The sequence below is a fragment of the Bradyrhizobium sp. TM102 genome (assembly GCF_009176685.1).
Lineage (GTDB): Bacteria > Pseudomonadota > Alphaproteobacteria > Rhizobiales > Xanthobacteraceae > Bradyrhizobium > Bradyrhizobium ottawaense.
This window is the reverse complement of record NZ_AP021855.1, coordinates 2,372,627-2,384,947: the sequence shown is the minus strand read 5'-3', so window position 1 is coordinate 2,384,947 and position 12,321 is coordinate 2,372,627. Positions and strand designations below refer to the sequence as shown.

Below are 12,321 nucleotides of genomic sequence, written 5' to 3'. Positions count from 1 at the left end.
AGGGGACAGGCAAGTCCCTTACAACGCAGCGGTGCCGTCTTCCGAGCTATGCTCGGGCACGAAAAAGTCAATGTAAACATTGACGAAAGCGGTTAATGGCCGCGCCGCCGACGATATGTCACATAGGAGAAGTCGGCGCTGTCGTCGGGGCCGGCAGCATGGCGGATACGTTCAACCTCGTCCCATTCCGCATTGTCGATGTCGAAACGCGTGTCGCCTTCGGGGCGCGCGTGCACTTCGGTGACTTCGAGGCGATCGGCGCGATCGAGCCATTGCCGATAGATCTCGGCGCCGCCGATCACCGCGATCTCGGTGACCGAACGCCGCAGGGCGTCGCCAAGCGCAACCGCGCCGGCATCGGCGGCCGATGTCGTGACAATGGCGCCGTTGGCGCGATAGGCCGCATCGCGCGTGATCACGATGTTGGTGCGGTCCCGCAGCGGCCGGGGCAAGGATTCGAAGGTCTTGCGGCCCATGACCACGGGCTTGCCGATCGTCAGCGCCTTGAAGCGCGCCATGTCGGATTTCATGCGCCACGGCATGGCGTTGCCGGCGCCGATGACGCCGTTCTCCGCGATCGCGACGACGAAGACGATCTCCATCAGGGCGCACTCCCGGCAAGCCGCGTCAGCGCCGGCCCGGTGACACGGCACAGCGTCCAGTCCTCCATCATGACCGCGCCGAGCGATTTGTAGAACGCGATCGACGGCGCGTTCCAGTCGAGCACCGCCCATTGCAGGCGGGACCAGCCGTTCTCGACGCATTCCTTGGCGAGATGGACCAGCAGCGCCTTGCCGAGGCCCCTGCCCCGGTGCGACGGCCGCACGTAGAGATCTTCGAGATAGATGCCATGGCGGCCGCTGAATGTGGAGAAATTCGCAAACCACACCGCGAAGCCGACCGGATCGCCGTCCCACTCGGCGATCGCGCAATAGAGTTGCGGTCTCTCGCCGAACAGCGCGTCAGCGATGTCGGCCTCGGTCGCCTCGACCTCGTGCGAGAGCTTTTCGTATTCGGCGAGTTCTCGGATGAAAGCGAGAACGAGCCCGGCTTCGCCCGGGCGCACACGGCGGATGTTGAGCGACATCGGCGCTAAACCGCGACTTCCGCCTTGATGTGCGGATGAGGGTCGTAGCCGACGAGCTCGAAATCCTCAAAGCGGAAGGAGAAGATGTCCTTCACATCGGGATTGATCCGCATCACCGGCAGCGCGCGCGGCGCGCGCGTGAGCTGAAGCCGGGCCTGCTCCAGATGGTTGGAATAGAGATGGGTATCGCCGAACGAATGCACGAAGTCGCCGGGCTTCAGGCCGGTGACCTGCGCCACCATCATGGTCAGCAGCGCATAGGAGGCGATGTTGAAGGGCACGCCGAGGAAGACGTCGGCCGAGCGCTGATAGAGCTGGCAGGACAGCTTGCCGCCTGCGACGTAGAACTGGAACAGACAATGGCATGGCGGCAGCGCCATCTTGTCGACCTCGGCTGGATTCCACGCCGAGACGATCAGGCGGCGCGAGTCCGGATTGCGCTTGATCATATCGACCACGTTCGCAATCTGGTCGATGCTGCGGCCGTCAGGCGCCGGCCAGGAGCGCCATTGATGACCATACACCGGGCCGAGATCGCCATTGGCGTCCGCCCATTCGTCCCAGATGGTGACGCCGTTATCGCGCAGATATTTGATGTTGGTGTCGCCCTTCAGGAACCACAGCAGCTCGTGGATGATCGCCTTCAGCGGCAGCCGCTTGGTGGTCAGCATCGGGAAGCCGGCCGACAGATTGAAGCGCATCTGATGGCCGAACACCGAGAGCGTGCCGGTACCGGTCCGGTCGGTCTTTTCGGCGCCGTCTGAAAGAATCCGCTCGAGCAGGTCCTGATACTGGTGCATGTGCGACTGAGCCTTTGGGGAGCCGGCGAACTTAGCGGCCGCCCCCGCGCTGCAACAGCGGCGATTCGCTGTCCGCTCCGATTATACCCGGAAAAGTGAGTCCTCCCGGCGCAAACGACAAGGGGCGGAACTTACGTCCCGCCCCTTGCCCTATCAGCTTGATCGCATTGCCTAAGTTGCCGGCTTCAGCACCGGGGTCCATTTCGCGATTTCGTTCTTCACGAGGGTGGCCAGCGCCTCCGGCGTCCGCTCCGCGGGACCCGGGATGACGCTGCCGAGCTCGAGCAGGCGCTTCTTCACGGTCTCGTCGTCGAGCGCCTTGTTGGCCGCAGCGTTCAGGCTGGCCAGGATCGCCGGCGAGGTTCCCTTGGGCGCGAACATCGCATTCCAGGCCTGGGCCTGGAATTTCGGCAGGCCCGCTTCTGCCGTCGTCGGCACGTTCGGAAGCGACGGATTGCGCTCCGGCGTTGCGATCGCATAGGCCTTGATGGTGCCGGCATTGATCTGCGGCACGGCATTGACGATCTGGTCGCACATGTAGTCGACCTGCCCCGCCACCAGCGCGTTCATCGCAGGTCCCGTGCCGTTGAAGGGCACGCCGACCGGCTTGATGTCGAGGATCGAGTGCAGCAGCTCGCAGGAGACGTGCGAGACCGAGCCGACGCCGGCATGGGCAGCGTTCACCTTCTCGGCGTTGGCCTTCACATAGGCCACGAACTCCTTCAAATCCTTCGGCGGAAAGTCCTTGCGCGCGAGGATCAGGATCGGGGTACCCGCGAGCAGCGCGATCGGCTCGAAGTCCTTCTCGGGATGATAGGCGAGCTTGGGATAGAGCGGCACGGAGGCGGCATGCGTGCCCATATGCCCGGTGATGAGCGTATAGCCGTCATTGGCCGCGCGCGCGGCGCGGGTGGTTGCGGTGGTGCCGCCGGCGCCGACCACGTTCTCGATGATGATGCTCTGTCCCAGCGTCTGCGCCATATGCCCGGTGACGATGCGCGAGATCACGTCAGTCGGTCCGCCAGCCGCGAACGGTACGATCATGGTGATGCTGCGCGTCGGATAAGTCTGCGCATCGGCGGGCGCAGCAAAAGCGCACAGCGAGGCGAGCGCTGCGGCACATGCGCTCGTGAGCGCGCGAATGAAGGTCATGTCGATCCCCGTCGTTCCCTTGGACACAAGCAAAATGCCGGCCCAAAGGCCGGCATTTTCATTTCACGAAGCCGTAACACAAGTCGATTCGACTTCCGAATGCGGCGCGCCGACGCAGGACCTAGTTCTCGGACTCCGTGAACACCTGGTCGCGCTTCGACCGCAACACAGGCAGCACCGTAAGCAGCAGCAGGCTCGCCGCGATCGCGAGCAGCACCGCCGACAGCGGACGCGTCAGGAACACGCTCCAGTCGCCACGCGAGATCAGCAGCGCACGGCGCAGGTTCTCTTCCATCAGCGGTCCGAGCACCATGCCGAGCAGCAGCGGTGCCGGCTCGAAATCGTGCTTGATCAGCCAGTAGCCGACGAGACCGAACACGCCGGCAAGGATGACGTCGACCGGCGCGTTGTTCACCGAGTAGATGCCGATCGCGCAGAAGATCACGATCGAGGGGAACATCAGCCGGTACGGCACGCGGAGCAACCGGACCCAGATTCCGACCAGCGGCAGGTTGATGATGATCAGCATCAGATTGCCGATCCACATCGAGGCGATCATGCCCCAGACCAGGTCGGGCTGCTTCTGCATCACCTGCGGACCCGGCACGATGCCGTGGATGGTCATCGCGCCCACCATCAGCGCCATCACCGCGTTCGGCGGGATGCCGAGCGTCAGCAGCGGGATGAAGGAGGTCTGCGCGGCGGCGTTGTTGGCGCTTTCCGGCGCCGCCACGCCCTCGATCGCGCCGCGGCCGAACCGCTTCGGATCCTTGGCAAGCTTCTTCTCGAGCGTATAGGCCGCGAACGAGGCGATGACCGCACCACCGCCGGGCAGGATGCCGAGGATCGAGCCGAGCACGGTGCCGCGCAGGATCGGCGGCGTCGAGTCGATCAGATCCTTCCTGGTCGGCATCAGGCCGGTGATCTTCTGCTGCACGAGGTCGCGGTTCATCTCGGCACCGGCGTCGAGATTGCGGATGATCTCGGCAAAGCCGAACACGCCCATCGCCACCGTCGCAAAGCCGAGGCCGTCGGCGAGCTCCGGAATGTTGAAGGCCATGCGCGAGGCGCCGGTCTCGATGTCCGAGCCGACCATCGACAGCAGCAGGCCAAACACGATCATCGCGATCGCCTTCAGCACCGAGCCCTTGGCCAGCACGACCGCAAAGATCAAGCCGAGCACCATCAGCGAGAAATACTCGGCCGGGCCGAACGCCAGCGCGAGCTTGGTGAGCGGCGCGCCGAGCACGGCAATCAGCACGGTCGCGACGCAGCCGGCGAAGAACGAGCCGATCGCCGCAATCGCCAGCGCCGGGCCGGCGCGGCCCTGCTTGGCCATCTGGTGACCGTCGATGGCGGTGACGACCGATGTCGCCTCACCTGGAATATTGACCAGGATCGACGTGGTCGAGCCGCCATACTGGGCGCCGTAATAGATGCCGGCGAGCATGATCAGCGCGCCGACCGGCGGCAATCCGAAGGTGATCGGTAGCAGCATCGCGACCGTGGCGATGGTGCCGATGCCCGGGAGCACGCCGACCAGCGTGCCGACGAGGGCGCCGATCAGGCACATCAGGAGGTTGATCGGAGAGAGCGCGACTGCAAAACCGTGAGCGAGGTTGGCAAAGATATCCATCACACCCTCACTGGATCAGGAAACGCGGGTACATCGGCATCGGCAGCCCGAGCACGTACGGAAACAGGATCGCGCAGCCGATCGTCAGGCAGGCGCCGACGATGGCGGCCTCCAGCCAGCGCGTCTCGTGCGACCCCGTCGCGGCGATCATGAAGCTCGCAAAGGCCGTGACCACGAGGCCGAGCGGCCGGATCGCCAGCGCGAAGAACAGGATCGCCGCCATCACGAACATCGGCCCGCGCCATGAGTAATGGGCCATCGCCGGCCCATCGGTCAAAAGGCCGGTCAGGGCGATGCCGGCGGACAAGGCGACCAGCAGTCCGCCGAACATCCGCGGCGCAGTGCCCGCGCCGAAGGAGAAGCCGCGCATCCCCTGCAGATCGCTCGAGGCCCACAGTGCAAACAGGGCCAGCGCCATCAGGATGACCCCGCCGACATAGTCCTGCGCCGACTTGATGGTCATGAACAGCGTGACGATCGCCACCGCAAAGATCGGATAGGAATAGATCAGCGCGAGCAGCACCTCGGACGACGCCTTCTTGGTGTCACCGGTGGCCGCTCCCATCAACGTACCGGGCGCACCGACGAGCAACGCGGTGGCGTGGCTGATCACGACCGTGGCCGGGCCGCGGCCCGCGCCCCAACCGAAAATCGTCCCTATCGACCAGATGAATTCGAAAATCTGCGGCGCAATCGCCAGCAGACAGAAGCCGAGCGCCACCGATGTGTTTCGGGTGGCAGTCGCCGAGTGGCCCATCGTATCGGCCATGCATGTCTCCTCCGCGACCCGTAAGTCACGAGCACTGTTGTTCTAAATCGGCTGGAAATGGATCCCCCGCCCGACCACTGCCTAGCGATTTTCATTACACAATGCCAGCAAAACCCAACAGTCCCCCGGCGAGCAGGAGCCAGAGTGGATTGATGCGCGAGACCGAGGCGATCACCGCAACCATTGCGGTCAGAAGCACTGCAGCAATTGTGCGATCGGTCGACTGGGCCAGGATCAGGGCACTCGCCGCCATCAATCCGATCGAAAGCGGAACCAGTGCAGCCTGGATCAAGCCGGGCCAGCGCGATTTGCTGGGCCGATTCAGGAGGCGGCTGACATAATAGGCAAGCAACGCGGTCGGCAGGCACATCGCCAGCGTCGCCGCCAGCGCGCCGGGGATGCCGGCGACGGCATAGCCGATTAACGTCACGATAAGCACGTTCGGACCTGGCGAGAGCTGCGCGATCGCATAGGCGTCGGTGAACTGCTTATCGGTCATCCAGTGATGCACCTCGACCGCAATGCGGTGCATCTCGGGCACCGCCGCCGCGGCGCCGCCGACGGCGAACAGCGACATTAGTCCAAAGGTGGAGATCAGCGCCCAGATCGGATTCTCAGGCTTCATGCTGCTACTTTCCGCCGCAGGAAAAAAGTGGCGCCGACACTGATGGGGATCGCGACCAGCAGCACCGCCGGAAGCGGCAGGCGGAGCACGCCGATGGCGAGGAACACGCCGGCCATCAGGATCAGTGCGAGGGGATCCGTCCTCTTCAGCAGCGGCGTCATCATGCGGAACACTACCGCGATCAAGAGACCGACCGCCGCGCAGCAAATGCCGGCGAGGCTGCGGCGCAGCACGTCAAGGTCACCGTAACGGGCGTAGATGATCGCAAGCACCGTCATGATCAGCGTCGGCGGCAGCAACAACCCGGCAAAGGCGGCAAGCCCGCCCGCGATGCCGCGCAGCCTTGATCCGAACACCATGGACAGATTGACGATGTTGGGTCCGGGCAGGAAATGACAGAGCGCAAAAGTCTCGTTGAACTCGTCCGCATTCATCCAGCGGTGCTGCTCGACGATCGCCCGCCGGGCAAACACCAAGACCCCGCCGAAGCCGGCCAGCGACATCCGGGCAAAGGCCAGGAACAGCGCGAGCAGGCCGGGCGACGCGGCACCGGCGGCCGGTTGATCCGGCACCTGATCTGGTTGGGCCGCCGGTGCGGAATCGTCGGGCATCACAGGAGCTTAGAGGGCCGGTCGCCACGCCGCCAAGCTCCTGCCCTGCCCGTCCGGAACCTATCCAAAGGGAACCGTGGGATCGCCGCGCGAAACACCTGTCATTCGAAACCTTTGCGCCCTATATTGGGGCTGCCGGTTCGCCGGCTATGGAAATAAACGGTCGTCGCAATAAACCATTCGGACCCGGGGGCGGTACCCGGCGCCTCCACCAAAACCCACCAACCGGTCATCCCGAAGCGGGCTTTGGCGGGGGCGAAATAGGATCGACGAGGGCGTAAAGGGCGTACTTTTTCCCGGTATTGTTCCGCCGTTATCGGGCTACTGCAATAGTTGCCAACGACAACTTTGCTCCGGTTGCTCAGGCTGCGTAACGCAGTTTGAAAGACCATCTTAAAGTCCTAACGGGTTAAGCTCCGTTAGGCGGGGTTCGGAGGCACCTGGCAACAGAAGCCTCCACTTTACTCTTGATTTCTTCCCCGGCGGGGACTCCTGCTGACCCGTCAGGCGCGGTACTATTGCGGCTTGGCGAGTCGGCACGGTCCGGCTTCGGGGATGCAACAGGACCACCATGGCGACCGATCATATCCGATACGATGTGCTGGCCCGCGACGCGCTGCGCGGCGTGCTGCGGAAGGTGCTGACCGATGCCGCGGCCCAGGGCCTGCCGGGCGAGCACCATTTCTTCATCACCTTCGTGTCGAAGGCCGAGGGCGTGAAGTTGTCGTCGCGGCTGCTGGCGCAATATCCGGAAGAGATGACGATCATCCTGCAGCATCAGTTCTGGGACCTGACCGTGCTCGAGGACCGCTTCGAGGTCGGCCTGTCCTTCGGCGGCATTCCGGAGCGGCTGATCGTGCCGTTCAGCGCCATCAAGAGCTTCCTCGATCCGTCCGTGAAGTTCGGCCTGCAGTTCGACACGTCTGACGTCGCCGAGGTCGCGCCCGAGACGCTGCCGACAGCTCCCGCGCCATCGGCCGTCGCCGTGCAGACGCCCGCCCCTGAAACGGCGGAAAGCACGGAGGAGCCGGCGGCCCCGAACCAGGGCGGCGCCGAAGTCGTGCGGCTCGATCGTTTCCGCAAGAAATGATCTAGGTTGGACCCGAACCCGTCGCACGCGGCCGAACTCCCTATATAGAGAAGCACACGAAAGAGCCGCGCGGTGTTTCGCGCGGCAGAATGGATGTGCTCATGGCCAAAGCCGCCCGCGCGAAGACCGCCCGCCCCACCACCCGCATCGAGACCGACAGTTTCGGTCCCATCGAGGTCCCTGCCGACCGCTATTGGGGCGCGCAGACCGAACGCTCGCGCCAGAACTTTCGCATCGGCACCGACCGCATGCCGATCTCGCTGGTGCACGCGCTCGGCATCGTCAAGCTCGCCGCGGCACAGTCCAACCTCGAGCTCGGCCTGCTCGACCGGCGCCGCGCGGGCGCCATCATCCGCGCCGCCCGCGAGGTGATCGAGGGCAAGCTCGATGACCATTTCCCGCTCGTCGTGTGGCAGACCGGCTCGGGCACGCAGAGCAACATGAACCTCAACGAGGTGATCGCCAACCGCGCCAACGAGCTGCTCGGCGGCGAGCTCGGCGCCAAGAAGCCGGTGCATCCCAACGATCACGTCAACATGAGCCAGTCGTCGAACGATTCGTTTCCGACCGCGATGCACATCGCGGCCGCAAGTCGCATCACTGCCGATCTCATTCCTGCGCTCGATGAGCTGCTCCGCGCGCTGCGCAAAAAGGAGAAGGCGTTCGCAAACATCGTCAAGATCGGCCGAACTCATACGCAGGATGCCACGCCCCTGACGCTCGGCCAGGAGTTTTCCGGCTATGCCGCGCAGGTCGAAAGCGGCATCGCCCGGCTCAAGGTCGCGGTGAAGGACCTCTATCCGCTGGCGCAGGGCGGCACCGCCGTCGGCACCGGCCTCAACTCGAAGCCGCGCTTCGCGAAGCTTTTCGCCAAGCACGTGGTCGGGATCACGAAGCTGCCCTTCACCAGCGCCGCCAACAAATTCGAGGCACTGGCCTCCAACGACGCCTACGTGCTGGCGCACGGCGCCATCAATTCGGTCGCGACAGGCCTGTTCAAGATCGCCAACGACATCCGCCTCCTGGGATCAGGCCCGCGCTCAGGCCTAGGCGAGCTTGTCCTGCCGGAGAACGAGCCGGGCTCCTCGATCATGCCGGGCAAGGTCAATCCGACCCAGTGCGAGGCGATGACCATGGTGTGCTGCCAGGTGTTCGGCAATCACACCGCGATCACGGTGGCCGGCAGCCAGGGCCATTTCGAACTCAACGTCTACAAGCCCGTGCTCGCCCACAACATGCTGCACTCCATCCGCCTGATGGCGGATGCGGCGCGGTCCTTTACCGAGCATTGCGTGAGCGGCATCCGTGCCGACGAAAAGCGCATAAGTGAGTTGATGCAGCGCTCGCTGATGCTGGTGACGGCGCTCGCCCCGAAGATCGGCTACGACAACGCCGCCAAGGTGGCCAAGACGGCCCATGCCAACGGCACCACGCTGAAGGAGGAGGCGCTGCGGCTCGGCTTCGTCTCGGCTGATGAGTTCGATCGCCTGGTACGCCCCGAGAAGATGACCAGCCCGGGATAGAACTCCGAATTCCGATAGCCATCCGTAATGATACGGACGCTCGGCGCCCTAGAAATGTGCGGCTTTGGGGGCGGGATTTGATTACCGTCAATGTTCCGGCAGGACGGCGTGCTACGCAGCCCTTCCGCCCCTCGAAGGGGGCGAAATTCATCGTTTGATGGCCCTAGAGGCCGATTGACGAGGACAAGCGAATGGCGATCAAGTCTTGTGGGGCGCAGTGCGGCACCCTGTTTCTGAGTGTTTCATCCTGCCTGGAAAGGATCGGATGATGGAGACGCGGCATGGGGAACGTCATCAACCTGAATCGTTTCAGGAAGCGCGCCGAACGGGAAGCCTCGGCGAAGCGGGCGGACGCCAACCGGACGAAGTTCGGCCGCACGAAGGCGGAACGGTCGGCGCAGGAGACGCGCGCGGACAAGGCGAAAGCGCATCTGGATCAGCATCAGATCGATCGCGAGGAGCAGCCATGAAGTCGCCCGTCGTGAAACGGTCGATCGTCGTCGCCGGGCACAAGACCAGCGTCAGCCTGGAAGAGGCGTTCTGGAACGGCATGAAGGAGATTTCCGGCTTGCGCAACATGACGTTGTCCGAGCTGGTCGGCGAGATCGACAACAACCGCCAGCAGGGCAATTTGTCGTCGGCGATCCGCCTGTTCGTGCTGGACTACTTCAAGAGCCGGGCCATGGCCCCCCAGCCGGACAAGGTCGCGGCCCAGTAGCCAACCCAGCCCTCGGGGGCGCCTTCGACGGCGCTCCGCCACCCGCACTTTAAAATCACTCTAAGGTGCGGTTTCAGGGGGCGCGCGCGCTTGACCTCAATGCCTTGCGTTGAAAATACAGGGCATGACCGACACCAATGACACGCGCCCGCACATGCCGCTGGGTCTGGCCCAGCGCGGCTATACCGGCGTCATCCAGCATCTTTCCGCTCGCGAGGCGGGCTCGGCGCTCTCCGACATCGAGCTCGAGAGCCGCCTGATCGAGCTCGGCTTCGTCGAGGGCGCCCGGGTCGAGGTCCTGCACGAGGGGCTGGTCGGGCGCGACCCGATCGCCGTGCGGGTCGACAGCATCACGATTGCGGTCCGCCGCCGCGAAGCCATGGCCATCATCGTCGCCTAGACAGCGACCGGACCTCTGATCCCGGACCAGTGATTCCATGGAATTACCCCTGCTGCATCTCGCCCTGGTGGGCACGCCGAACAGCGGCAAGACCTCGCTGTTCAATGCCCTGACGGGCAGCCGGCAGAAGGTCGCAAACTATCCGGGCGTCACCGTCGAGCGCAAGGAAGGCTTCTTCGTCACTCCGCTGGGACGTCAGGTCTCGGTGGTCGACCTGCCCGGCACCTATTCGCTGCGCGGCCGCAGCCCCGACGAGGAGATCACCCGCGACTTCGTGCTCGGCAAGGCGTCCGGCGAGACCGTGCCCGACCTCGTGCTGTGCGTGGCCGATTCGACCAATTTGCGGCTGACCATCCGCCTGCTGCTCGAGCTCAAGCGCACCGGACGGCCGATGCTGCTCGTGCTCAACATGTTCGACATCGCGGCCCGCCGCGGCATCACCGTCGACACGGAGCGGCTCGCCAAGGAGCTCGGCCTGCCCGTGGTCACCTCGATCGCGGTGCGCAAGGGCGGCACCGCCGACCTCTTGAAGCTGACCGACGAGATCTCGGTAAGGCTCGCCGCCGAGGCGGCGGCGAACAGCTGGCGCGCGCTCAGCGTCTCCGAATTGCGCGCGACCCAGCGCGAGGCCGACCGCATCATCGCCGACTGCGTCAGCCTGCCTGCTAGGCCCGACACCTGGACCGCGCGGATCGACGCGATCGTGCTGCATCCGGTCGGCGGCCTCATCGTGCTCGCGCTGATCCTGTTCGTGATGTTCCAGGCGGTGTTCGCCTGGGCGCAACCAGCAATGGACGTGCTCAAGTCCGGCTTCGACGCGCTCGGGGAGCTCGTGCAGGCCACCCTGCCCGACGGCCTGTTGCAGAGCTTCCTGCAGAATGGCGTGATCTCCGGCGTCGGCAGCGTCATTGTGTTCCTGCCGCAGATCATCCTCATCTTCCTGTTCATCCTGCTGCTGGAAGATTTCGGCTATATGGCGCGCGCCGCGTTCCTGATGGATCGCATCATGGGCGGCGCCGGCCTGCACGGCCGCGCCTTCATACCGCTGCTGTCGAGCTTTGCCTGCGCCATTCCCGGCATCATGGCGACGCGCGTGATCGACAACAAGCGCGACCGGCTGACCACGATCCTGATCGCGCCGCTGATGACCTGCTCGGCGCGTATTCCAGTCTACACGCTGATCATCTCGGCTTTCATCCCTGCGAAGGACGTCTGGGGCTTCATCAACCTGCAGGGCCTCGTGATGTTCGGCCTCTACGCCGCCGGCATCATCAGCGCGCTTGCCGTCTCGTTCCTGATCAAGTTCTTCATGCTGCGCGACTTTGCGCCGGCGCCGTTCATGCTGGAGCTGCCGGACTACAAGATGCCGCAGCTGAAATCGATCGCGATCGGCATCTACACCCGCGCCAAGATGTTCCTGGTGCGCGCCGGCACCACGATCTTCTCGATGATGGTGCTGATCTGGTTCCTGGCCTCGTTCCCGCAGCCGCCGGCGGGCGCCACCGAGCCCGCCATCGACTTCAGCCTCGCCGCCATCATCGGCAAGGCGCTCGAACCCCTGCTCGCCCCGGTCGGCTTCAACTGGCAGATCGCGGTCGCGCTGATCCCGGGCATGGCGGCGCGCGAGGTCGCGGTCGCGGCGCTCGGCACCGTCTATGCGATCGAGGGCGGCAAGGAAGCGGCCGAGCAGATCGGCCAGGTGCTCGCGACGAAATGGTCGCTCGCCACCGCGCTGTCGATGCTGGCCTGGTACATCTTCGCGCCGCAATGCGCCTCGACGCTGGCCGTGATCCGGCGCGAGACCGGAAGCTGGACCTGGATGGCCGTGACCTTCACCTACATGCTGGTGCTGGCCTATGCCGCGAGCCTCCTGACGTACAACGTCGCGGTGGCGCTGGGCGCCGGCTGAA

The 12,321-nt window shown here is 64.7% G+C and carries 14 protein-coding genes and 1 other RNA gene; 7 read left to right on the top strand and 8 right to left on the bottom strand.

The features are described 5' to 3' along the window. Nucleotides 1-92: 92 nt before the first annotated feature. The 8 genes from GDN70_RS11230 to GDN70_RS11195 all read right to left on the bottom strand — a co-directional run bounded on the left by GDN70_RS11230 (nt 93) and on the right by GDN70_RS11195 (nt 6,680). Nucleotides 93-602 (bottom strand): dihydrofolate reductase, encoded by a 510-nt coding sequence (locus GDN70_RS11230; protein ID WP_095426100.1) that lies wholly within the window; start codon nt 600-602, stop codon nt 93-95. Then, a complete protein-coding gene (locus GDN70_RS11225; RefSeq protein ID WP_152102520.1) occupies nt 602-1,087 on the bottom strand; it encodes a GNAT family N-acetyltransferase in 486 nt (161 codons plus the stop codon). The genes GDN70_RS11230 and GDN70_RS11225 overlap by 1 nt, the downstream gene beginning before the upstream one ends. Before the next feature lie 5 nt (nt 1,088-1,092). Further along, nucleotides 1,093-1,887, bottom strand: coding sequence for a thymidylate synthase (locus GDN70_RS11220; protein ID WP_018319711.1), 795 nt, complete (start codon nt 1,885-1,887; stop codon nt 1,093-1,095). A 171-nt stretch (nt 1,888-2,058) separates the two neighbouring features. Continuing rightward, nucleotides 2,059-3,039: a tripartite tricarboxylate transporter substrate binding protein BugD gene (locus tag GDN70_RS11215; RefSeq protein ID WP_028145457.1), complete on the bottom strand. Its 981-nt coding sequence runs from the start codon at nt 3,037-3,039 to the stop codon at nt 2,059-2,061. 121 nt (nt 3,040-3,160) lie between these two features. Next, nucleotides 3,161-4,675, bottom strand: coding sequence for a tripartite tricarboxylate transporter permease (locus tag GDN70_RS11210; RefSeq protein WP_028145458.1), 1,515 nt, complete (start codon nt 4,673-4,675; stop codon nt 3,161-3,163). Between the two features lie 7 nt (nt 4,676-4,682). Then, nucleotides 4,683-5,444: a tripartite tricarboxylate transporter TctB family protein gene (locus tag GDN70_RS11205; RefSeq protein WP_028145459.1), complete on the bottom strand. Its 762-nt coding sequence runs from the start codon at nt 5,442-5,444 to the stop codon at nt 4,683-4,685. Between the two features lie 94 nt (nt 5,445-5,538). After that, complete coding sequence (locus GDN70_RS11200) at nt 5,539-6,069, bottom strand: chromate transporter (RefSeq protein WP_028145460.1); 531 nt, start codon at nt 6,067-6,069, stop codon at nt 5,539-5,541. Continuing rightward, complete coding sequence (locus tag GDN70_RS11195; RefSeq protein WP_152102519.1) at nt 6,066-6,680, bottom strand: chromate transporter; 615 nt, start codon at nt 6,678-6,680, stop codon at nt 6,066-6,068. The genes GDN70_RS11200 and GDN70_RS11195 overlap by 4 nt, the downstream gene beginning before the upstream one ends. Before the next feature lie 95 nt (nt 6,681-6,775). Here GDN70_RS11195 and ssrA point away from each other — a divergent pair. The 7 genes from ssrA to GDN70_RS11160 all read left to right on the top strand — a co-directional run bounded on the left by ssrA (nt 6,776) and on the right by GDN70_RS11160 (nt 12,320). After that, nucleotides 6,776-7,141: a transfer-messenger RNA gene (gene ssrA, locus GDN70_RS11190) on the top strand. 110 nt (nt 7,142-7,251) lie between these two features. After that, a complete protein-coding gene (locus tag GDN70_RS11185) occupies nt 7,252-7,770 on the top strand; it encodes an SspB family protein (protein ID WP_028145462.1) in 519 nt (172 codons plus the stop codon). Between the two features lie 89 nt (nt 7,771-7,859). Beyond that, nucleotides 7,860-9,293 (top strand): class II fumarate hydratase, encoded by a 1,434-nt coding sequence (fumC, locus tag GDN70_RS11180; protein WP_038947627.1) that lies wholly within the window; start codon nt 7,860-7,862, stop codon nt 9,291-9,293. A 281-nt stretch (nt 9,294-9,574) separates the two neighbouring features. Beyond that, entirely contained in the window at nt 9,575-9,763 is a 189-nt protein-coding gene (locus GDN70_RS11175) for a DUF4169 family protein (RefSeq protein ID WP_152102518.1), read from the top strand. Beyond that, the gene (locus GDN70_RS11170) at nt 9,760-10,011 is read left to right on the top strand and encodes a ribbon-helix-helix domain-containing protein (RefSeq protein WP_018319702.1); all 252 of its coding nucleotides are present in this window, start codon (nt 9,760-9,762) and stop codon (nt 10,009-10,011) included. Before GDN70_RS11175 ends, GDN70_RS11170 begins: the two co-directional genes overlap by 4 nt. Nucleotides 10,012-10,135: 124 nt before the next feature. Further along, nucleotides 10,136-10,411 (top strand): FeoA family protein, encoded by a 276-nt coding sequence (locus GDN70_RS11165; protein WP_018319701.1) that lies wholly within the window; start codon nt 10,136-10,138, stop codon nt 10,409-10,411. A gap of 37 nt (nt 10,412-10,448) precedes the next feature. Further along, complete coding sequence (locus tag GDN70_RS11160) at nt 10,449-12,320, top strand: ferrous iron transporter B (protein WP_038947628.1); 1,872 nt, start codon at nt 10,449-10,451, stop codon at nt 12,318-12,320. Nucleotide 12,321: the final 1 nt, after the last annotated feature.